The 22,487-nt window shown below is 66.4% G+C and carries 16 protein-coding genes and 1 pseudogene; 9 read left to right on the forward strand and 8 right to left on the reverse strand.

Features of this window, described 5'->3' with window-relative positions:
- The 3 genes from carB to dapB all read right to left on the reverse strand — a co-directional run.
- A partial coding sequence (gene carB, locus AC3AYF_RS01835) for a carbamoyl-phosphate synthase large subunit (protein WP_487779335.1) occupies positions 1-1,916 on the reverse strand: 1,916 nt, incomplete at its 3' end.
- A gap of 99 nt (positions 1,917-2,015) precedes the next feature.
- Positions 2,016-3,173 carry a glutamine-hydrolyzing carbamoyl-phosphate synthase small subunit gene (gene carA / locus AC3AYF_RS01840; RefSeq protein WP_295035939.1) on the reverse strand — a complete coding sequence of 386 codons (1,158 nt, stop codon included), beginning with the start codon at positions 3,171-3,173 and terminating at the stop codon, positions 2,016-2,018.
- 323 nt (positions 3,174-3,496) lie between these two features.
- Positions 3,497-4,318 (reverse strand): 4-hydroxy-tetrahydrodipicolinate reductase, encoded by an 822-nt coding sequence (dapB, locus tag AC3AYF_RS01845; RefSeq protein WP_295035940.1) that lies wholly within the window; start codon positions 4,316-4,318, stop codon positions 3,497-3,499.
- Positions 4,319-4,652: 334 nt separating this feature from the next.
- Between dapB and AC3AYF_RS01850 the strand changes: the two genes are divergently transcribed.
- From AC3AYF_RS01850 to AC3AYF_RS01860, 3 genes are read left to right on the forward strand one after another with little or no spacing between them, the layout of a single operon-like run.
- Positions 4,653-5,810: an ABC transporter substrate-binding protein gene (locus AC3AYF_RS01850; protein WP_487779336.1), complete on the forward strand. Its 1,158-nt coding sequence runs from the start codon at positions 4,653-4,655 to the stop codon at positions 5,808-5,810.
- Positions 5,800-6,903, forward strand: a complete 1,104-nt coding sequence (locus tag AC3AYF_RS01855) for a FecCD family ABC transporter permease (RefSeq protein ID WP_487779337.1) — start codon at positions 5,800-5,802, stop codon at positions 6,901-6,903. Before AC3AYF_RS01850 ends, AC3AYF_RS01855 begins: the two co-directional genes overlap by 11 nt.
- Positions 6,897-7,646, forward strand: coding sequence for an ABC transporter ATP-binding protein (locus AC3AYF_RS01860; RefSeq protein ID WP_295035942.1), 750 nt, complete (start codon positions 6,897-6,899; stop codon positions 7,644-7,646). The genes AC3AYF_RS01855 and AC3AYF_RS01860 overlap by 7 nt, the downstream gene beginning before the upstream one ends.
- 61 nt (positions 7,647-7,707) lie before the next feature.
- Here the strand turns inward: AC3AYF_RS01860 and AC3AYF_RS01865 are convergent, their stop codons facing one another.
- Positions 7,708-8,622 carry a DMT family transporter gene (locus tag AC3AYF_RS01865; protein ID WP_295035943.1) on the reverse strand — a complete coding sequence of 305 codons (915 nt, stop codon included), beginning with the start codon at positions 8,620-8,622 and terminating at the stop codon, positions 7,708-7,710.
- Between the two features lie 150 nt (positions 8,623-8,772).
- Between AC3AYF_RS01865 and AC3AYF_RS01870 the strand changes: the two genes are divergently transcribed.
- Both AC3AYF_RS01870 and AC3AYF_RS01875 read left to right on the forward strand, forming a co-directional pair.
- Positions 8,773-9,786 carry an esterase-like activity of phytase family protein gene (locus AC3AYF_RS01870; protein WP_487779338.1) on the forward strand — a complete coding sequence of 338 codons (1,014 nt, stop codon included), beginning with the start codon at positions 8,773-8,775 and terminating at the stop codon, positions 9,784-9,786.
- A gap of 312 nt (positions 9,787-10,098) precedes the next feature.
- Positions 10,099-11,754: an OFA family MFS transporter gene (locus tag AC3AYF_RS01875; protein ID WP_295035945.1), complete on the forward strand. Its 1,656-nt coding sequence runs from the start codon at positions 10,099-10,101 to the stop codon at positions 11,752-11,754.
- A gap of 51 nt (positions 11,755-11,805) precedes the next feature.
- On the opposite strand, the gene AC3AYF_RS01880 is transcribed toward AC3AYF_RS01875, so the two are convergent.
- On the reverse strand, positions 11,806-12,864 hold the full coding sequence (locus AC3AYF_RS01880) for a substrate-binding domain-containing protein (protein WP_295035946.1): 1,059 nt from the start codon (positions 12,862-12,864) through the stop codon (positions 11,806-11,808).
- Positions 12,865-13,046: 182 nt separating this feature from the next.
- On the opposite strand from AC3AYF_RS01880, the gene AC3AYF_RS01885 reads away from it, so the two are divergent.
- From AC3AYF_RS01885 to AC3AYF_RS01900, 4 genes are read left to right on the forward strand one after another with little or no spacing between them, the layout of a single operon-like run.
- Positions 13,047-13,553, forward strand: coding sequence for a formate dehydrogenase subunit gamma (locus AC3AYF_RS01885; protein ID WP_295035947.1), 507 nt, complete (start codon positions 13,047-13,049; stop codon positions 13,551-13,553).
- Positions 13,553-15,109: a formate dehydrogenase beta subunit gene (locus AC3AYF_RS01890; RefSeq protein WP_295035948.1), complete on the forward strand. Its 1,557-nt coding sequence runs from the start codon at positions 13,553-13,555 to the stop codon at positions 15,107-15,109. Before AC3AYF_RS01885 ends, AC3AYF_RS01890 begins: the two co-directional genes overlap by 1 nt.
- Before the next feature lie 2 nt (positions 15,110-15,111).
- Positions 15,112-17,976, forward strand: a complete 2,865-nt coding sequence (fdhF, locus tag AC3AYF_RS01895) for a formate dehydrogenase subunit alpha (protein WP_487779339.1) — start codon at positions 15,112-15,114, stop codon at positions 17,974-17,976.
- Positions 17,977-18,016: 40 nt separating this feature from the next.
- Positions 18,017-18,310, forward strand: a complete 294-nt coding sequence (locus AC3AYF_RS01900) for a formate dehydrogenase subunit delta (protein ID WP_295035950.1) — start codon at positions 18,017-18,019, stop codon at positions 18,308-18,310.
- 150 nt (positions 18,311-18,460) lie between these two features.
- Here the strand turns inward: AC3AYF_RS01900 and dnaJ are convergent, their stop codons facing one another.
- From dnaJ to grpE, 3 genes and pseudogenes are all read right to left on the reverse strand, one after another.
- Positions 18,461-19,606: a molecular chaperone DnaJ gene (gene dnaJ / locus AC3AYF_RS01905; protein ID WP_295035951.1), complete on the reverse strand. Its 1,146-nt coding sequence runs from the start codon at positions 19,604-19,606 to the stop codon at positions 18,461-18,463.
- A 98-nt stretch (positions 19,607-19,704) separates the two neighbouring features.
- Positions 19,705-21,645: pseudogene (gene dnaK, locus AC3AYF_RS01910) on the reverse strand (molecular chaperone DnaK).
- A gap of 154 nt (positions 21,646-21,799) precedes the next feature.
- Positions 21,800-22,432: a nucleotide exchange factor GrpE gene (gene grpE, locus AC3AYF_RS01915; RefSeq protein WP_487779340.1), complete on the reverse strand. Its 633-nt coding sequence runs from the start codon at positions 22,430-22,432 to the stop codon at positions 21,800-21,802.
- Positions 22,433-22,487: the final 55 nt, after the last annotated feature.

Below are 22,487 nucleotides of genomic sequence, written 5' to 3' on the forward strand. Positions count from 1 at the left end.
ACGATCACCCCGACCGGCTTCTCCTTGTCGGCGATCTCGAGCACGTCCTCCAGGGTCACCGGCTCGAAGTAGAGCCGATCCGAGGTGTCGTAGTCGGTGGAGACGGTCTCCGGGTTGCAGTTGACCATGATGGTCTCGTAGCCGTCTTCGCGCATGGCGAGCGCCGCGTGGACGCAGCAGTAGTCGAACTCGATGCCCTGACCGATCCGGTTGGGTCCGCCACCCAGCACCATGATCTTCTGGCGATCGCTGACCTCCGCCTCGCACTCCTCTTCGTAGGTGGAGTACATGTAGGCGGTATCGGAGGCGAACTCGGCCGCGCAGGTATCGACGCGCTTGTAGACCGGGCGGATGTCGAGCTGCTGCCGGCGCTGGCGGAAATCGCTCTCGGAGATGCCCAGCAGCAAGGCCAGGCGCGCGTCGGAGAAGCCCTTGCGCTTGAGGCGGTATAGATCGTCGGCACTCAGATCGTGCAGCGAGCGCTTGGCGACGGCCGCTTCGGCCAGCACCAGGTCCTCGAGCTGGACCAGGAACCAGCGGTCGATATTGGTCAGCGCGAAAATCTCGTCGACACTCATGCCGCTGCGCATGGCGTCGGCGATGTAGAAGATCCGGTCGGCGCCGGCGGCCTGCAGCTCGCCCTTGATCAGCGCCATGTTCTCCTGGCCGAACTCGATCACCTTGGGGTCGAGCCCATCGACGCCGATCTCCAGCCCGCGCAGCGCCTTGTGCATCGACTCCTGGAAGGTGCGCCCGATCGCCATCACCTCGCCCACCGACTTCATCTGGGTGGTCAGGCGATCGTTGGCCTGGGGGAACTTCTCGAAGGTGAAGCGCGGGATCTTGGTGACCACGTAGTCGATCGACGGCTCGAAGGAGGCCGGCGTGGCGCCACCGGTGATGTCGTTCTGCAGTTCATCGAGGGTGTAGCCCACCGCCAGCTTGGCGGCGATCTTGGCGATCGGGAAACCGGTGGCCTTGGAGGCCAGCGCCGAGGAACGGGAGACGCGCGGGTTCATCTCGATCACCACCATGCGCCCGGTGTCGGGATCGACGCCGAACTGCACGTTGGAGCCGCCGGTCTCGACGCCGATCTCGCGCAGCACCGCAAGCGATGCGTTGCGCATGATCTGGTACTCCTTGTCAGTCAGCGTCTGCGCTGGCGCGACCGTGATGGAGTCGCCGGTGTGCACCCCCATGGGGTCGAAGTTCTCGAGCGCGCAGACGATGATGCAGTTGTCGTTCTTGTCACGAACGACCTCCATCTCGTACTCCTTCCAGCCGAGAAGGGACTCGTCGATCAGCAGCTCGTGGTTGTTTGAGAGTTCGAAGCCGCGATCGCAGATCTCCTCGAACTCCTCCTTGTTGTAGGCCACGCCGCCACCGGAGCCGCCCATGGTGTAGGAAGGCCGGATGATTACCGGGAAGCCGAGCGAAGCCTGGATCTCCCACGCCTCGTCCATGGTGTGGGCGACCTTGGCCTTGGGACACTCCAGGCCGATGTTCTTCATCGCCTTGTCGAACAGGTCGCGATCTTCGGCCTTGTTGATGGCGTCGGCGTTGGCACCGATCATCTCCACGCCGTACTTGGCGAGCACGCCGTGCTTGTCCAGGTCCAGCGCACAGTTGAGCGCGGTCTGCCCGCCCATGGTCGGCAGGATCGCCGATGGGCGCTCACGCTCGATGATCTGCTCCACCGCCTGCCAGGTGATCGGCTCGATGTAGGTGGCGTCCGCCATCACCGGGTCGGTCATGATGGTCGCCGGATTGGAGTTGACCAGAATGACGCGGTAGCCCTCTTCGCGCAGTGCCTTGCAGGCCTGGGCCCCGGAGTAGTCGAATTCGCACGCCTGCCCGATGACGATGGGGCCGGCGCCGATGATCAGAATGCTGTCGAGATCCGTACGTTTTGGCATGCGCTAACACTCGTCGAAAATGGTGGTGTCGGCGGCTGGCGCCGACCCAGGAAGACTGAATTCCAAACGGCCGAGGCCGTGCTGCGTTTTGCTGACGGCCTACACCGCGTCTCGCTGACGGGCCTGCATCATCGTCACGAAGCGATCGAACAGCGGCGAGACGTCCTGCGGCCCGGGGCTCGCCTCGGGATGACCCTGGAAACTGAACGCCGGGCGATCGGTCAGCTCGATGCCCTGCAGGGTGCCGTCGAACAGCGAACGATGAATCGCGCGCACGTTGCCGGGCAGGCTCGACTCGTCCACCGCGAAGCCGTGGTTCTGGCTGGTGATCATGACATGACCGCTGTCGAGATCCTGGACCGGATGGTTGGCGCCGTGGTGGCCATGGTTCATCTTCACCGTCCTGGCACCGGCGGCCAGTGCCAGCAACTGGTGTCCCAGGCAGATACCGAAGACCGGGATATCTGTCTCGAGCACCTTCCGGATCGCGCTGATGGCGTAGTCGCAGGGCTCGGGGTCACCCGGCCCGTTGGCCAGGAACACACCGTCCGGATTCATCGCCAGCACTTCGCTGGCCGGCGTCTGCGCCGGCACCACGGTCAGGCGGCAGCCGCGGGACGCGAGCATGCGCAGGATGTTGTGCTTGATCCCGTAGTCGTAGGCCACCACATGGTATGCCCGCTCGCTCTGGGTCGTGTCGGCATAGCCCTGGCCCAGCGTCCACTCGCCCTCGGTCCACTCGTAGATGGATTCACAGGAGACTTCCCTGGCCAGGTCCATTCCCTTGAGGCCAGGAAAGGCCTGGGCTTCCGCCAGCGCCCGCGCGACCGCATCGTCACCCTCGGCTTCGGCGCCGGCCAGAATGGCGCCGTTCAGCGATCCCTTGCTGCGCAGGATGCGCGTCAAGCGACGCGTGTCGATGTCGGCGATGCCGATGACGTTCTGCGATGCCAGATACTCGGAGAGCGTGGTCGTGCTGCGGAAATTGCTGGCGATCAGCGGCAGGTCGCGAATCACCAGACCAGCGGCGCGGATGTGGTGCGATTCGACGTCCTCGCCATTGATGCCGGTATTGCCGACGTGGGGGTAGGTCAGGGTCACGATCTGGCGGGTATAGGAGGGGTCGGTGAGAATTTCCTGATAACCGGTCATGGCGGTATTGAAGACCACCTCCCCGCTGGTCTGCCCATCGGCTCCGATCGCGACGCCGTGAAATACACTGCCGTCTTCGAGAGCCAGTATCGCGGGTCTGTTCAAGGCAACATCCTCCTTAACTGGTCATCAACAAATTGCGTCGAGGTGTAGCATCACGCCCCTTCGTGCACTGACCGGAGCCGCCGCAAGGTCGTAAAAAAGCGGGACGAAATCCGGAAAACCGGTTTCATCCCGCTTATTGTCCTGTTGCTGCATCATCTGCGGCGAATCTCTACTGCCTGCGGCACTGGCCCGGCCAAATTGGCGAAATGATACCGGAAACCGACGATCGGCTCCAGTGCCGATCGCGATTCGACCCGATCGGCGTCATCTGTCACCGGATCACGCCGATCGGGGCCATACCGACTCGGGCAGCTCGCCTGGCGCTAGTCTTTCAATCCCAGCACGTCCTGCATGTCGTAGCGCCCGGCATCCCGCGCGGCGAGCCAGCGCGCCGCACGCACCGCGCCCTTGGCGAAGGTCATGCGGCTGGAGGCCTTGTGGGTGATCTCGATGCGCTCACCCTCGGTGGCAAACAGTACCGTGTGCTCGCCGACGATATCGCCCGCCCGCACGGTGGCGAAGCCGATCTCCTTGTCGCTGCGTGGCCCGCACTGGCCGACCCTCTCGAACACGCCGTACTCCTTGAGCGGACGCGCCAGGGCATCGGCCATCACCTCGCCCATCTTAAGCGCGGTGCCCGAGGGCGCATCGACCTTGTGGCGGTGGTGCGCCTCGATCACCTCGATGTCGTAGCCCTCGTCGCCCAGCGCGCGGGCGGCGGTGGCGAGCAGATTGAGGGTCAGGTTGACGCCGACGCTCATGTTGGGCGCGAAGACCATCGCCACACGCTCGCGATAACCGTCGAGTTCGGCCAACTGGGCCTCGTCGAGGCCGGTGGTGCCGATCACGATCGCCTTGCCGTGGTCGGCACAGAAGGCGAGATTGGCCAGGGTGGTGGCGGGCGAGGTGAAGTCGATCAGCACATCGAAGTCGTCGGCGATGGCGGCCAGGTCGTCAGTGGCGGCCACGCCCAGGCGGCCGACGCCGGCGAGTTCGCCCAGGTCGGCACCGACCAGCGAGCTGCCGGCGGAGACGCTGCCGCCGGCCAGGCCGACCCCGTCATCCTGCTGCACGGCACTGATCAGGGTGCGGCCCATGCGGCCGGCGGCGCCGACAATGGCGATACGGGGGGCGTGAGAAGGCATGCGGTCTCCAGCGGTAGGTAAGCGTCGCGGCAGTATAACAACTGCCGCCGGGGCCCGCGCCACGCCAGTCTGCGCCACCGGCGCCCCTGACGGCGCTCTGGACGCCCCGGCAGCGCTGCGACATACTAGCGCCCCATCGCAAATAAGAATCATGCGTAACTAGGTGCTGTCTGAAAAGTCGACGAGCGAAGGCCAGGCAAGGCAAAAATCGGCGAAAACGCGGAGTTTACGGGTTGTAAATGAGCATTTTGAGTCGATTTTTAACGCCGCATGGGCGAGCGCAGTACTTTTCAGACAGTGCCTAATCCATCAGCCCCACAGCCGGGACCTCGCCGTGACTCAGCCACGCTCACTCTTCGCCGGATACGCCGCCAGGCTCGCCCGTCTCGCCGTCATCACCCTCGCCCTCGGCGGCGCCACCTGCGCCTGGGCCGACCCGATCACGGTGACCGATATCGCCGGGCGCCAGGTGAGCGTCGAGGCGCCGGTGCAGCGCGTCATCCTCGGCGAGGGGCGCCAGATCTATCTGCTCGCCGCGCTCGAGCCCGACAGCCCGTTCGCCCACGTGGTGGGCTGGCGCCACGACCTCGCCGAGGCCGACCCGGACAACTACGCCGCCTACGCCGCCAAGTTTCCCGAGATGAAGCAGATCCCCACCTTCGGCGGCTTCAAGGATGGCACCTTCGACGTCGAGCAGGCCGCCAGCCTGCACCCCGACGTGGTGCTGATGAACCTCGAGGCCAAGGCCGCCACCGAGGACGCCGGCTACGACACCAAGCTGGCCGCGCTGGGCATCCCGATCGTCTACGTCGATTTCCGCGAGAAGCCGCTCGAGCACACCATCCCCTCGATGCGCCTGATGGGGCGCCTGCTCGGCGACACCCAGCGCGCCGACGCCTTCATCGACTTCGCCGAGGCGCAGCTGGCCTGGGTCACCGACAAGATCGCCGCCGCCGACCCGGCGCAGCCCAAGGTGTTCATCGATCGCGCCGGTGGCTACTCGGACGACTGCTGCATGAGCTTCGGCCCCGGCAACTTCGGCGAGTACGTCGAGCTCGCCGGCGGACACAACATCGCCGACGGCATCATCCCCGCCACCTTCGGCACCCTCAACCCGGAGCAGATCATCGCCGCCAACCCCGATCAGGTGGTGGTCACCGGCGGCAACTGGGGCGCCTACGTCCCCGGCGGCAACTGGGTCGGCGTGGGGCCGGGGGCGGACATGCAGAAGGCCCGGGCCAAGCTCGAGCAACTGACCCACCGCACCGCCATGACCGGCATCGAGGCGGTGAAGAGCGGCCAGGTCCACGCCATCTGGCACCAGTTCTACAACAGCCCCTACTACTTCGTGGCGGTGCAGCAGCTGGCCAAGTGGTTCCACCCGGAGCTGTTCGCCGATCTCGACCCCGAGGCCACCCTGCGCGAGCTGCATCAGCGCTTCCTGCCGGTGGACTACGCCCCCGGCTACTGGGTATCCCTGCATGACGACTGAGAGTTCCCGCGTGGCCGCCGCGCCGCCGCGCCCGGCCTCCTTCACCCCGGCCGCGGCCGAGGACGCCAACCTCTATCGCCGGTTGGTGCTGCGGCGCCAGTTGATCCTGGCCGCGCTGGCCCTGGCGCTGTTCGCCAGCCTGTGCGTCGACCTCGCCCTGGGGCCGGCGCGCTTCGGTCTCGACCAGGTGATCGCGGCGCTCTTCACCCCCGGCTCGGTGGAGGATTCGCTGCGGGTGATCCTGTGGCAGATCCGCATGCCGGTGGCGCTGATGGCGCTGGTGGTGGGCGCCAGCCTGTCGATCGCCGGGGCCCAGATGCTGACCATCCTCAGCAATCCGCTGGCCAGCCCCTTCACCCTCGGCATCTCCGCCGGGGCCAGCTTCGGCGCCGCGCTGGCGCTGGCCTTCGGGGTGACCCTGGTGCCGGCGCTGGTCGACTACGCGATTCCGCTCAACGCCTTCATCATGGCGATGCTGACCGCGCTGGCGATCCACTTCCTGAGCATGCGCCGCGGGGTGACGATCGAGACCATCGTGCTGCTGGGCATCGCCATGGTGTTCATCTTCAACTCGCTGATGGCGCTGATCCAGTTCTTCGCCAGCCAGCAGGCGGTCTCCGCGGTGGTGTTCTGGACCATGGGTAGCCTGACCAAGGCGACCTGGCCCAAGCTCGGCATCGCCTTCGCCGTACTCGCGGTGGTGGTACCGCTGCTGGCCCGCCACGGCTGGGCGCTGACCGCCATGCGCCTGGGCGACGCCAAGGCCGAGAGCCTGGGGGTCAAGCCGCGGGCGCTGCGCCTGGAGGTGTTGATCATGGTCTCGCTGCTGGCGGCAATCGCCGTCTCCTTCGTCGGCACCATCGGCTTCGTCGGACTGGTCGGGCCGCATATCGCGCGCCTGCTGCTGGGCGAGGATCAGCGCTTCTTCCTGCCCGGCTCGGCGCTGTGCGGGGCACTGATGCTCTCGGTGGGCTCGGTGCTGTCGAAGGTGATCATCCCCGGCACCATCATTCCGATCGGCATCATCACCTCGCTGGTGGGGATTCCGTTTTTCCTGTTCTTGATCCTCAACCATAAGAAGAACGCATGGTAACGCTGACGCTCGACCGTCTCTCGGCGCGCTACGGCCGCCGCCAGATCCTCGCCGATATCTCCACGCCGCCGCTGCACGGCGGCCAGGTGGTGGCGCTGCTCGGCCCCAACGCGGCGGGCAAGTCGACCCTGTTCCGGCGCATCCTGGGGCTGCTCGAGGGGGATGGCGAGGTGCGCATCACCGGCACCAGCAGCGAGCGCCCGATCGCCTACATGCCCCAGGACAACGGCGCCACCGCGGTGCTGACGGTCTACGAGGCGGTGCTGCTGGCGCGTATGCAGGGGCGCCGTCTCAAGGTGGCGGATGCCGACCTCGACGAGGTCGACAAGGCGCTGGCGGCGCTCGGCATCGATACCCTGGCCGGGCGCGACATCGGCAATCTGAGCGGCGGCCAGCGGCAGCTGGTGGGCGCGGCCCAGGCGCTGGTGCAGTCCCCCGACATCCTGCTGCTGGACGAGCCCACCTCGGCGCTCGATCTCCACCGCCAGATCAGCCTGCTCGGCATCCTGCGCCGACTGGCCCAGGAGCGGAACATGCTGATCATCGCCGCGCTCCACGATCTCGGCCACGCCTTGCGCTTCGCCGACCAGGCGCTGGTGATCGAGAGCGGGCGACTGGTCGACTGCGGCCCCTGCGAACAGGTGGTGACACCGCAGATGCTGCGCCGCACCTTCCAAGTCGAGGCGCGCATCGAGCCCTGCTCCCAGGGGAGACCGCAGTTGATCGTCGAAGCCGCCATCTAGGTTTTGTACGAAAACTGCCTACACTCGGCGACTTTTCGTACAGAACCTGGTCACTCGCGCCCTAGTCACTGGTGCCGAGCCGCCGCCGCGCCCACCTCAGCCGCCGCCCCTCCAGCGCCGCCAGCATGGCGCCCCCCAGTACCAGCGGCAGGGCCAGCACGAAGCCGCTGGAGAGCGGCTGCCCGAACAGCCACAAATCCGCCAGCACCGGCCAGATCAGCGCCACGTACTCGAACGGCGCCAGCCGAGAGACCTCGGTCATGCGCAGCGCCAGCGTCATGCAGATATGCGCCGCGCCGCCGAACAGCCCAGCCAGCACCAGCAGCAACAACGTCGGCCACGCCACCGTGACCCAGCCCAAGGTGACGGTGGCCAGCCCCGCCAGCGTGGTCACCAGCACGAAGTAGAACGCGATCGAGGCGGGCGTCTCGGTGCGCGAGATGCGCCGCACCGTGAGCAGCGCCCCGGCCGTGAGCAGGGCAGCGGCGATGCCCAGGGCGTAACCGGTGAGCCGCGCGGCCGTCGGGCCGCCGCGCAGCTCGGGCAGGATCAGCACGCCCACCCCGACGAGTACCAGCGTCAGTGCCGCCAGGCGATGCCGGGTGAGGCGCTCGCCCAGCAGCAGGATCCCGCCCAGCGCCAGGGCCACCGGCGCCAGCTGAGCCAGCAGGGTCGCCTCCGCCACCGGCAGCCGCGCCACCGCCGCGAAGGAGGCGAACATCGCCGCCGCCCCCAGGCCCGAGCGCAGCAGATGGCCGAGCGGCCGCCGGGTGGCCAGGGCGCGCGGGAATTCGCGCCGCCACAGCATGAAGACGACGATCGGCAGCAGCGCGAAGGCGGAGCGAAAGAACACGGTCTGTCCCAGCGGCACCTCGTCGCTGACCGCCTTGACGCAGACCAGCATGCCGGCGAACAGCAGCCCCGATAGCAGCCGCAGCAGAATGCCGGCCAGCGGCCGGTCCGGGGTGTCGTGCATGGAAAGGCGTCTCCTCGAGGGCGGGATGATTCGGCTTCAGCGAGCGGGCGCCATTATACCCGGGCGTACCTCGGCTCGCCCGGGATGGACAACGGTCCGTATTGCCATACGCTAAGCAGAGACGAAGCCATCGCCGCCACCGGAGCCGTCATGCCCGCGCGTTCCCGCTCTACACCCTATTCTCTCGCCTCCGCCGCCCTGCTGGCACTCGCCGCGCTGGGGCTGGCCGGCTGCAGCGCCACCCCGCACCGCACCGCCCTGGCCCCCGACGCGCTGCTCGCGAGCACACCGAATATCGAATGGTGCGGCACCCTGGCGCTGCCATCGAAGTGGCAGGACGGCACCCCGGTGGGCGGGCTCTCCGACCTCGGCTGGGACAAGGACGATTCGCTGCTGTTCCTGATCTCGGATCGCGGCTGGCTGCACCGGGCGCGGCTGGCGTTCAGCGGCAGCGGCGAGTTGCGCGGCTACGAACCGCTGGATACCTATCCGTTGCGCGGCGAGGACGGCGCCATCCTGGCGAGTGCCAGCAGCGATGCCGAGGCGCTGGCGCTGGAGAACGCGGACGACGGCGTGCGCGGCAATACCCAACTGGTGATCGGCTTCGAAGGAACGGCGGGGAGCGACGCCCGCTGGCAGCGCTTTCTGCCGTCGGGCATTGCCAGCGGGCCGGCACAGCGTCCGGCCGGCCTCTCGGACATCAGGCCCAACGGCGGCCTGGAGGCGCTGACCGATACCCCCGATCACGGTCTGATCGGGGGTATCGAGAACCCGCCAGATGGCTGGCCGGAGAAGATGACACGGCTGTTCACCCTGGACGGCTCCCGGGAGTGGCGTTATCCGCTGGCGGCCAACGCCAACAGTGCGCTGACCGCCCTCGAAACGCTGGATGACGACCTGCTGGCGCTGGAGCGCGCCTACACGCCGCCAGCCTCGCTGGTGATTCGGCTGAGGCGGGCGCATCTCGCCGACGACGGCAGCGTCACGGTCACCGAACTGGCCCGGCTATCCAACGGCGATGGCTGGTCGCTGGACAACTTCGAAGGCCTGACCCGCCTCGGCGGCCAGCGCTACCTGATGGTGAGCGACGACAACTTCAGCCTGATGCAGCGCACCCTGCTGACCTGTTTTGCGGTTACCGAAAACGGCACGGCGACGCCGTAGAGCCGACGCACACGGTCGTTCCCGGCGGGAGCCGTCTCCCGCCGATCTCCCCCTCCTTCGCTCCCTCGGCCTTCACCTATGCAAGACCAAGCATAATGATTTCCGCTAGTTGCCATTTCCGTTCACGGATTCGATCCTGCCGTCTCTTGCTGGTGGACATGGCAACAATAAGAAGAAATGTTCATACATTCTTCGCTCAAGCCCAAGGGCGCTTCTGCCGATGTAGAGCACGCGGTGTCTTCCCGGTCACGCGGTGTCTTCCCGGTAGTGCCGGCAGCGCCATCGACACGATAATCAAGAAGAGGGTTCAGGATGAGTGGGATCAATCAGGCCGTGCTGGATACCGGCGGCAACACCTCGGCGGGATTCTTCTCCCGCGAGAGAACGGTAGCGGGACCCAACTTCAATCGCTGGCTGGTGCCCACGGCAGCGCTGGCGATCCATCTCTGTATCGGCATGGCCTACGGCTTTTCCGTGTTCTGGCTTCCCATGAGCCAGGAGATCGTCGACGCACCGGCAAGCTGCGCGAATATCGGGCTGTTCCAGGCGCTGACCACGACGAGCTGCAACTGGAGCGTTCCCCAGGTCACCTACGTCTTCGGCATCTTCATCGCGATGCTCGGTGTCTCGGCAGCCATATGGGGTGCCTGGCTCGAGCATGCCGGACCGAGAAAGGCCGGCTGCATCGCGGCGGCTTGCTGGGGGGGTGGCCTGATCGTCGGCGGCATCGGGGTCATGCAGCATCAACTGTGGCTGGTCTATCTCGGCTGCGGCGTGCTGGGCGGTATCGGCCAGGGTCTGGGCTACATCACTCCGGTATCGACCCTGATCAAGTGGTTCCCGGACCGCCGCGGCATGGCCACCGGCTTTGCCATCATGGGCTACGGCGGCGGCGCCATGGTCGGCGCGCCGCTGGCGGTTCTGCTGATGAACCACTACTCCACCGGCGGCGGCACCGGGGTCGCCATGACGCTGATCACCATGGGCGTCATCTACGCCATCGTCATGGCCTGCGGTGCCATCGGCTTCCGCGTGCCGCCCAACGGCTGGAAGCCGGCAGGCTGGACGGCGCCGAAGAATGCCAAGGCCAACACCATGATCACCCAGGGCCACGTGCACCTGAACACGGCGTGGAAGACCCGACAGTTCTGGCTGATCTGGGGCGTGCTGTTCCTCAACGTGACCGCCGGCATCGCGGTGATCTCCATGGCCAGCCCCATGCTGCAGGACGTCTTCGGCGGCGCCCTGGTCGGTCTCGCCGACCGCTCCGCCGCGCTGAGCGAGGCACAGCAGGCGGCGGTGGTCGCCGCGGCTGCCGGCCTGGTCGGCCTGATCAGCCTGTTCAACAGCGTCGGACGCCTGTTCTGGGCCTCGCTGTCGGACAAGATCGGGCGCAAGAACACCTACTACTGCTTCTTCGCCATCGGCATCGTGATGTACTGCCTGCTGCCGATGTGGGGCCACCTGGGCATGGCCGGGCTGTTCGTGATCTCGATCTGCGTCATCCTCAGCATGTACGGCGGCGGATTTGCCACGGTGCCCGCCTATCTCGCCGATATCTTCGGCACCCAGATGGTCGGCGCCATCCACGGCCGCCTGCTCACCGCCTGGACCGCAGCCGGCCTGGTCGGCCCGCTGATCATCGCCGCCCTGCGCCAGGCCCAGCTCGATGCCGGCGTCGAGGCCAGCCTGGTCTACGACCGCACGCTCTACATCATGGCCGGCCTGCTGTTCCTGGGCCTGATCTGCAACGCCCTGGTCAAGCCGGTCAAGCCGGAGCAGCAGATGAGCGACGACGAACTGGCCCGTGAGCGCGCGCTGCAGAAGGAAGATAGCGTCTCCTCCAATGCCGAGACCGCGGCTCGCGGCAGCTTCGGTATCGGTGGCGTGCTGGCCTGGCTCGGCGTGGGCGTGCCGTTCCTGATCGGACTCTACATCGCCCTGGCCAAGGCGGCCGCGCTGTTCTGATACCGGCGCACTGCCCCTGAACGACGGCCGGACACGATCGTGTCCGGCCCTCTACGCCCTGTCCCCCGCCAGCAGCGCCTCGAACGTCTCCACCTCGCCACATCGATCCGCCGCGTAGCCGGTCAGTGATTCGAGCTGAGCGAGAAATCCCCTGGATCCCATGAACGTCAGCAGCTCCTGGACATTCTGCTGCCGCAGCCGATCCTCGGGGCAGACCAGCAGGTAGTGTTCGGTGGAGAGCGGCTCGAAGTCGAGCCCGAACTGCGCCGCCGCCGCTTCCAATCCAAAACCGACATCGGCCATGCCCGAGGCGACGTAGGCCGCCACCGCCGTGTGGGTGAACTCCTCCCGTTCGGCGCCCTGGATCTGGGCCTCGCCGATCCCCTCCTCCTCCAGCAGCAGATTGAACAGGATCCGCGTGCCGGAGTGCTCGTCGCGATTGATGAAGCGCACCCCGGGTCGGGTGAGATCGCTCAGCCCTCCGATGCGATCGCGATCCGCGGCGCGCAGGATCAACCCCTGGCGCCGGGTCACGAATCGGATCACGCGCAACTTTTGGCGCCCCAGTGGCCGCCGGTAGACCCGCATCACCCGCGCCGCCAACCGCGGGCAGGTGGGCAGATGAAAGCTGGCCAGGTCGCACTCGCCGCGCTCCATGGCACTCAGCGCTTCCCCGGGATGGCAGTAACGCAGATCGAGTTCGCTGCAGCTCTCCGGCAACAGCGCCACCGCGTAGCCGTGGGTGGCGTGCAGTCGCAATACCGGGTGGGCGCCCTCCAGCAACTGCTGCAACTGGTTGTTGAGCTCCGAGGCCATGCTGTCGATCTGCGGCCCCAGACGCGCCTTCACCCGCTGCTCCGACCACAGCAGCTTCTCCCCCAGGGGGGAGAGCCGGGTGCCGTGGCCCTTGCGCATCTCCACCAGCGCCATGCCGAAGAACGCCTCGCCACGATTGAGCAGATTCCAGGCGTGACGGTAGGAGACACCGGCGGCTTCGGCGGCGCGCGTCAGCTTGCCGGACTCGCGCAGATTGGCGAGCAGGCGAAACAGCACCGGGTCGAGCAGCTCGCCATCGTCACTGCGGAACAGCCAGGCTGGGGTGATATTCAACTTTTTTCTAAGCATCTTCGTTCATATTTTTTGCGCCTCCGGGGAGTGCTAGTTTGGCGAATAGCGGGACCCTGACTTAAACCAGTTAAGAACGACGATTCCTATAAGACGATTGGACGAGTCCCGGCATGCGTGAAGCCACCGTCGGGCACAGACCAGCAACTTGATGAGACGATCAGGCCATGTCACACGCTAGTCCGCAGGCCGCCGACACCTGGACGTCGGCGCAGATCCAGGCCGTTGTCGACGAGCACCGCTCGTTGCCGGGCGCCATGCTGCCGACGCTCCACGCGCTCCAGGACCGCTTCGGCCATATCCCCGAGGCGGCGATCCCGATCATCGCCGAGGCGCTGCGCCATACCCGCGCCGAAGTCCACGGCATCATCAGCTTCTATCACCACTTCCGTACCCAGCCGCCGGGACGCCACGTGATCCAGGTGTGCCGCGCCGAGGCGTGCCAGGCGGTGGGCGCGCGGGCGCTGGAGGCGCACGTCAAGTCCGCGCTGGGGGTCGACTACCATCAGACCACGGCGGATCGCGAATTCACCCTGGAGCCGGTCTACTGCCTCGGCAACTGCGCCTGCGGCCCCTCGCTACGGGTCGACGACGAAGTCCACGGCCGCATGGACGCCGCCGGCTTCGACCGGCTGGCGGCCCAGCTCAGCGCCACCGTGGTGGAGGTGAAGTGATGACGACCACGATCTATGTGCCCTGCGACACCACTGCCCGTTCGCTCGGCGCCGACGCCGTGGCGGCACGCCTGACGCGGGCCGCCGAGCGCCTGGGCGTGGCGATCCAGCTCAAGCGCAACGGCTCCCGCGGGCTGTTCTGGCTGGAGCCGCTGGTGGAGGTCGAGACCGCGGCGGGCCGGGTGGCCTACGGCCCGGTGGCGCCCACCGACGTCGACGACCTGGTCGAGGCCGGGCTGTTCGAGGGGCGCCAGGAACACGTGCTGGCCCTCGGCGACATCGAGGATCACCCCTATCTGGCGCGCCAGCAGCGCCTGACCTTCTCGCGCATCGGCCTCACCGATCCGCTGTCGCTCGAGGATTACACCGCACGGCAAGGCTTCGCCGGCCTGCAAAACGCGCTGGCGCTGCCCCCCCAAGGCATCGTCGACGAGGTCAAGGCCTCGGGGTTGCGCGGGCGTGGCGGCGCTGCCTTCCCTACCGGCATCAAGTGGCAGACGGTCCACGACACCCCGGCGGCGCAGAAGTACATCGTGTGCAATGCCGACGAGGGTGACTCCGGTACCTTCGCCGATCGCCTGGTGATGGAGTGCGACCCCTTCATGCTGATCGAGGGGATGACCATCGCCGGGCTCGCCGTGGGCGCCACCCAGGGCTATATCTACCTGCGCTCGGAGTATCCGCTGGCCCAGGCGATGCTCGACGAGGCGATCGCCCGCGCCGAGGCGGCCGGCTATCTGGGCGAGAACATCCTCGACAGCGGCCAGGCCTTCCACCTCGAAGTGCGCCTGGGCGCCGGGGCCTATATCTGCGGCGAGGAGACCTCGCTGCTGGAGAGCCTGGAGGGCAAGCGCGGGCTGGTTCGCGCCAAGCCGCCGCTGCCAGCCATCGAGGGCCTGTTCGGTCAGCCTACCGTGGTCAACAACGTGCTCTCGCTGGCCGCGGTGCCGTTCATCCTCGACCAGGGCGGCCAAGCCTACGCCGACTACGGCATGGGCAGGTCCCGCGGCACCCTGGCGCTGCAGCTGGCCGGCAACGTCGAGCGTGGCGGCCTGGTGGAACTGGCGTTCGGTACCACCCTGCGCGAGCTGATGGAGAGCTTCGGCGGCGGCACGCGTAGCGGCCGCCCGCTCAAGGCGGTGCAGGTGGGCGGGCCGCTGGGCGCCTATCTGCCCCAGAGTCAGTGGGACAGCCCCATCGACTACGAAGGCTTCGCCGCCTTCGGGGGCGTGGTCGGCCACGGCGGCGTGGTGATGTTCGACGACAGCGTCGACATGGGCGATCAGGCCCGCTTCGCCATGGAGTTCTGCAGCGTCGAGTCCTGCGGCAAGTGCACCCCGTGCCGAATCGGCGCCGTGCGCGGCGTGGAGGTGATCGACCGTATTCGCGCCGGCGAGCGGGCGGAGGAGAACCTCGCCCTGCTCTCCGATCTCTGCGACACCATGGTCGATGGTTCGCTCTGTGCCATGGGGGGCATGACCCCGTTCCCCGTACAGAGCGTGATGAAGCATTTTCCCGATGACCTGACACCGCGACAAGCCGAAGGCGGGAGGTAGTCATGCTGCAACATTTCGATCCGAAACAGTTCGACCGCGATCTGGGAACACCGGCAAGACTCTCGGAAACCCTGGTTCCGCTGACTATCGATGGCGTCGAGATCAGCGTACCGGAGGGCACCTCGGTACTGCGTGCCGCAGCGCTCGCCGGCATCACCATTCCCAAGCTGTGCGCGTCCGACAACCTCGAGGCCTTCGGCTCCTGCCGCCTGTGCGCCGTCGAGATCGAGGGCCGGCGCGGCTACCCCGCCTCCTGCACCACGCCGGTGGCCGAGGGCATGGCGGTCACCACCCAGAACGGCAAGCTGGCCAAGCTGCGGCGCAACGTCATGGAGCTCTACATCTCCGACCATCCGCTGGACTGCCTGACCTGCCCCGCCAACGGCGACTGCGAACTGCAGGACATGGCCGGCGCGGTGGGCCTGCGCGAGGTGCGCTACGGCTTCGACGGCGCCAATCACCTGGATGCCGAGATCGACGACTCCAACCCCTACTTCAGCTTCGACCCCAGCAAGTGCATCGTCTGCTCGCGCTGCGTGCGCGCCTGTGGCGAGGTCCAGGGCACCTTCGCCCTGACCATCGAAGGGCGCGGTTTCGACTCCAAGGTCGCCGCCAGCCAGAACGAGCCGTTCATGGACTCGGAGTGCGTCTCCTGCGGCGCCTGCGTGCAGGCCTGCCCGACGTCGACGCTGATGGAGAAGAGCGTCATCGACCACGGCGTGCCCGAGCACAGCGTGGTGACCACCTGCGCCTACTGCGGCGTGGGCTGCTCCTTCGAGGCGCAGATGAAGGGCGACAAGCTGGTACGCATGGTGCCCTACAAGGGTGGCGACGCGAATCATGGCCACTCCTGCGTCAAGGGACGCTTCGCCTTCGGCTACGCCACCCACAAGGATCGCATTCGCGAACCGATGATCCGCGACAGCATCGACCAAGCGTGGCGCCCCGTCGCCTGGGACGAGGCGATCGCCTTCGCCGCGCGACGCCTCCGGGAGACCCAGGCGAAGCACGGTCGCGAGAGCATCGGCGGCATCACCTCGTCGCGCTGCACCAACGAAGAGACCTATCTGGTCCAGAAGCTGATCCGCGCCGCCTTCGGCAACAACAACACCGATACCTGCGCGCGGGTGTGCCACTCGCCCACCGGCTACGGCCTCAAGACCACCCTGGGCGAGTCCGCCGGCACCCAGACCTTCGACTCGGTGATGAAGGCCGACACCATTCTGGTGATCGGCGCCAACCCCACCGACGCCCACCCGGTGTTCGCCTCGCAGATGAAGCGCCGCCTGCGCCAGGGCGCCACGCTGATCGTCGCCGACCCGCGGCGGATCGACCTGCTCAAGACGCCCCACGGCGGCAGGAGCCTGCACCTGCCGCTCAAGCCGGGTACCAACGTGGCGCTGGTGAATTCGCTGGCCCATGTGGTGGTGACCGAAGGGCTGGAAGACGCCGACTTCATCGCGAAACGCTGCGACAGCGACGCCTATCAGCGCTGGCGTGACTTCATCCAGGAACCCCAGAACTCCCCGGAAGCCCTCGAGACCGTGACCGGCGTGCCTGCCGTGCAGGTCCGCGAGGCGGCCCGCGCCTACGCCAACGCCGCCAACGGGGCAATCTACTATGGCCTGGGCGTCACCGAGCACAGCCAGGGTTCGACCATGGTGATGGGCATCGCCGACCTCGCCATGGCCACCGGCAACATCGGCCGCGAGGGTGTCGGGGTCAATCCGCTGCGCGGCCAGAACAACGTCCAGGGCTCCTGCGACATGGGCTCGTTTCCCCACGAACTGCCGGGCTACCAGCACGTCGCCGATCCCGCCGTGCGCGAGAAGTTCGAGACGCTCTGGCACACCACCATCGACGATGAACCGGGGCTGCGCATTCCCAACATGTTCGACGCCGCCATCGCCGGCACCTTCAAGGGGCTCTACGTCCAGGGCGAGGACATCGCCCAGTCCGATCCCAACACCCAGCATGTCGAGGCGGCGCTGACCGCGCTGGACTGCCTGATCGTGCAGGACATCTTCCTCAACGAGACCGCCAAGTACGCCCATGTGCTGCTGCCCGGCTCCACGTTCCTGGAGAAGAACGGCACCTTCACCAATGCCGAGCGGCGTATCAACCGCGTGCGCAAGGTGATGCCGCCGGTGGCCGGCAAGGAGGACTGGGAGGTCACCCAGGCGCTGTCCAACGCGCTGGGCTACCCGATGCACTACACCCACCCCTCCGAGATCATGGATGAAATCGCCCAGTTGACACCGACCTTCACCGGCGTCAGCTATGCCAGGCTCGAGGAGCTGGGCAGCATCCAGTGGCCGTGCAACGACGCCTTCCCCGACGGCACCCCGACCATGCACGCGCTGGACTTCCCCATCGGCAAGGGCAACTTCGCCATCACCGAATACGTCGCCACCGAGGAGCGCGCCAGCCGACGCTATCCACTGTTGCTGACCACCGGGCGCATCCTCAGCCAGTACAACGTCGGCGCCCAGACCCGACGTACCGACAACAGCGCCTGGCACGCCGAGGACGTGCTGGAGATCCATCCGTCGGACGCCGAGGTCCGCGGCCTGCGCGACGGCGACTGGCTGGGCATCAGCAGCCGCGTCGGGCGCACGGTGCTGCGCTGCCGTGTCAGCGACCGCATGGCGCCGGGCGTGGTCTACACCACCTTCCACCATCCGGGCAGCGGCGCCAACGTGATCACCACCGACAACTCCGACTGGGCCACCAACTGTCCGGAGTACAAGGTGACGGCGGTGCAGGTGGAAAAGGTCTCCCAGCCCTCGTCCTGGCAGCAGCATTTCCGCCAGTTCGACGAACGTCAGCAACGTTATCTGGAATCCGCCGAGGCGGCGCTCAAATGAGCGCCGCCGGCCACTCTTTCGACGTCAGGGAGCGCGCGAGATGAGCGATTCGAGCATGAATGATGCGGGCCATGGCGGGCCAACCGCGCCGCTGATCAAGATGGTCAATCAGATCAGCGCCAACAACCTGCACCATGGTGACGACGCCCAGGCGGCCGAACTGGTCGCCACGCACCTCAAGAAATTCTGGGCGCGCAGCATGAAGCGCCAGATCATCGACTATGCCGACACGGATGGCGGCGAGTTGAGCCCGGTATCGCGCCTCGCGATCGCGCGGCTGAAGACCCTGTCGTCGACCGTCAAGGACTGGGAGGAGACCTCCGACGCGGGGTGACACGACGATAGATCGGCTGCTGGATCCTCAGGGCGCGGATCCTGGTGGAGGCTCGAGAGACGCGACCCCCGATCCGACGGAAGCGTGACAAGCAAAAGGCCTCATCCGATCTCTCGGATGAGGCCTTTCGGTTGCAGCGACCACAAGCGCTTACGGCTTCATGTCCTCGAAGAAGCGCTTCACGCCGTCGAACCAGCCCTCTTTCTTGGGCGAGTGGCGACTGGCGCTGCCCAGGCTGTCCTGGAACTTGCGCAGCAGATCCTTCTGCTCTTCGTTGAGGTTGACCGGCGTTTCGGTCACCACCTTGCAGAGCAGATCGCCCGCCGGGCCGCCGCGCACGGGCTTGACGCCCTTGCCGCGCAGCCGGAACAGCTTGCCGGTCTGGGTCTCGGGCGGAATCTTGAGCTTGACCCGTCCTTCCAGCGTCGGCACCTCGAGTTCGCCACCCAGCGCCGCATCGACGAAGTTGATCGGCACTTCGCAATGCAGATGGCGGCCATCGCGCTCGAAGATCGGGTGTGGCTTGATCTCGACCTGAACGTAGAGATCCCCCGCCGGGCCGCCGTTGAGCCCGGATTCGCCTTCGGCATTGAGCCGAATGCGGTCGCCGGTATCGACACCCGCCGGAATCTTCACCGACAGCGTACGGGTCTCGCGAACGCGACCTTCGCCATGGCACTTGCGGCAAGGCACCTTGATGCTCTGGCCGCTGCCGTGACAGGTCGGGCAGGTCTGCTGGACGGCGAAGAAGCCCTGCTGCATCCGTACCTGGCCCTGGCCGTGGCAGGTCGGGCAGGTCTCCTTGCTCGACCCCGGCTCGGCGCCACTGCCGTCGCAGTGCCCGCACTCGACGTGGCGCGGCACGCGAATGTCGACGGTGGTGCCGAACACCGCATTCTCGAGGTCGAGCTCGAGGTTGTAGCGCAGGTCGCTGCCGCGTTGCGGCGCGTTGGGATTGCGGCGACCGCCGCCCCCCCCGAAGATGTCGCCGAAGACATCGCCGAAGATATCGCTGAAGCCGCCGGCTCCGGCACCGCCGAAACCGCCGCCGCCGAATCCGCCGCCCTGGCCGTCGACGCCGGCATGACCGAACTGGTCGTAGGCCGCGCGTTTCTGGTCGTCGGAGAGCACGTCGTAGGCATCGGAGACCTCGCGGAACTTCTCCGCCGCCTGCTGATCGTCCGGATTGCGATCCGGATGGTACTTCTGCGCCAGCCGACGATAGGCTTTCTTGATGTCCTTGCCGTCGGCGCCCTTGTCGACGCCCAATACTTCGTAATAGTCACGTTGGGACATTACTGAGTCCGCCTCCGTGTCGGTGCCGTGCAAACAGCAACGCGGGAGTCGTCCGAGCTCCCGCGCTGCTGCCGATCACACGGCGTCAGACGTCGTGGTTATTGCTTTTTCTGATCGTCGTTGACTTCTTCGAACTCGGCGTCAACCACGTCATCCTCTTTCTTCTTGCCGCTGGCCTGGGCGTCGTCGGCCGGCTGGCCTTCGGCCTCGGCGCCTTCGCCCTGCCCGGCATACATCTTCTGCGCCAGGTTGCCGGAAGCTTCGGTCAGGGCATCCAGCTTGGCCTGGATGGCATCCTTGTCGTCGCCCTTGAGCGCTTCCTCGAGCTCGCCGATGGCGGTCTCGATCTTGCTCTTCTCGTCGGCATCGACCTTGTCGCCGGCCTCTTCGAGCGTCTTGCGCGAGGCGTGGATCATGCCGTCGGCCTGGTTGCGCAGGGCCACCAGCTCCTCGAACTTCTTGTCCTCGGCCTCGTGGGCCTCGGCATCCTTGACCATCTGGTCGATCTCCTCGTCGGAGAGACCGCTGGAGGACTTGATCACGATCGACTGCTCCTTGCCGGTCGCCTTGTCCTTGGCCGTGATGTGGAGGATACCGTTGGCGTCCAGGTCGAAGGCGACCTCGATCTGCGGCACGCCGCGCGGCGCCGGCGGAATGTCGGCGAGGTCGAAGCGACCCAGCGACTTGTTCTGACCGGCCTGCTTGCGCTCACCCTGCAGCGCGTGAATGGTCACGGCCGTCTGGTTGTCTTCGGCGGTCGAGAAGGTCTGGGTCTTCTTGGTCGGGATCGTGGTGTTCTTCTCGATCAGCGGCGTCATCACGCCACCCAGCGTCTCGATGCCCAGCGTCAGCGGCGTGACGTCGAGCAGCAGCACGTCCTTGACGTCACCGCCGAGCACGCCGCCCTGAATCGCGGCGCCCATGGCCACGGCTTCGTCCGGGTTGACGTCCTTGCGCGCTTCCTTGCCGAAGAACTCGGCGACCTTCTGCTGCACCATCGGCATGCGGGTCTGGCCGCCGACCAGGATCACGTCGTGGATCTCGCTGTTGGAGAGACCGGCGTCTTCCATGGCGGTCTTGCACGGGCCAAGCGAACGCTGGACCAGATCCTCGACCAGTGATTCCAGCTTGGCGCGAGTGACCTTGATCGCCAGGTGCTTGGGACCGGTGTTGTCCGCCGTGATGTAGGGCAGATTGACTTCGGTCTGCTGCGCGGAAGAGAGCTCGATCTTGGCCTTCTCGGCCGCCTCTTTCAGACGCTGCATGGCGAGGCTGTCGCCGGACAGATCGATGCCGGAATCGCTCTTGAACTGCTGGACGAGATAGTCGATCAGCTTGAGGTCGAAGTCCTCGCCACCCAGGAAGGTGTCACCGTTGGTGGCCAGCACCTCGAACTGCTTCTCACCATCGACGTCGGCCACTTCGATGATCGAGATGTCGAAGGTCCCGCCGCCCAGGTCGTAGACCGCGATGGTGCGGTCGCCGGTGGAACGGTCCATGCCGTAGGCCAGCGCGGCAGCGGTCGGCTCGTTGATGATACGCTAGACCTCGCGACCGGCAATGCGGCCGGCGGCCTTGGTCGCCTGGCGCTGGGAGTCGTTGAAGTAGGCCGGAACGGTGATGACCGCTTCGGTCACTTCTTCACCGAGATAGTCCTCGGCGGTCTTCTTCATTTTCTTCAGCACTTCGGCGCTGACCTGGGGCGGTGCCAGCTTGTTGTCGTTGACCTTGACCCAGGCGTCGCCGTTGTCGGCCTCGACGATCTCGTAAGGCACCATCTTGATGTCTTTCTGGACGACATCGTCCTTGAACTTGCGACCGACCAGACGCTTGATGGCGTACAGCGTGTTGGTCGGGTTGGTGACCGCCTGACGCTTGGCCGCCTGACCGACCAGCGTTTCGCCGTCGTCGGTGTAAGCGATGATGGAAGGCGTCGTGCGGCCACCTTCGGCGTTTTCGATCACACGAGTCTTGTCACCATCGAGTACGGCGACACAGGAGTTGGTCGTACCCAGGTCGATGCCAATGATGCGTCCCATAATTCCTCACCTCTAACTATTCGTTAACGACTCAATTCGTTTGGATGACGGCGCTTGCTGCGCGATTGCTTGCTATGTGGGGGCTGGCCGGCGCCTTTCAAGTCCCCGCCGACATTGAGTTGCAGTATCGGCCCGGCCACGGCGCCCAGCCCTCTTACCCCGCCGCCTTGCTGACCACGACCATCGCCGGCCGGATCAATCGGCCGTTGAGGGTGTAGCCCTTCTGCATGACGTCCATCACGGTATTGGGTTCCAGTTCCGGATTGGGAACCATGGTCATGGCTTCGTGGAACTGCGGATCGAACGGCTCGCCCTGGGGATCGAGCTGCTCGACACCGAACTTGCTCAGCGCGTCGAGCTGCATCCTGAGCGTAATGGAGACGCCTTCGCGATGCGTTTCGTCGACCTCCTGCATGCTTTCCAGCCCTTTCTCCAGGCTGTCGACCACCGGCAGCAGCTCCTTGACGAACTTCTCGAGCGCGAACTTCTTGGCCTTGTCGGCATCCTGTTCGGCGCGGCGGCGTGCGTTCTGCGCTTCGGCAGCGGCACGCATCGACTGATCCTTGGCGTCCGCCAGCGCCTGCTCGAGCTCCTCGACCCTGGCGGCCAGGACCTCGGCCTCGGGGTTGGCCTCCCCCTCGATGTCATCCGCCTCGTGTTCGAGCGACTCCGCGAACTGCTCCAGATCACCGTCCAACGCCTCGTTGGTGGACTGGTGCTGCGGCTCGCCGTCGCGTTCGGCGCGCTCGAGTTCTTCGTCTACGGGGTTTTGCGGATCTCTAGCCATGAATCTCTCCTGGCAAGGTGTTGTGACAGTTACTCGACAAGCGTGACGCGGATTC

The organism is Salinicola sp., from assembly GCF_982684285.1.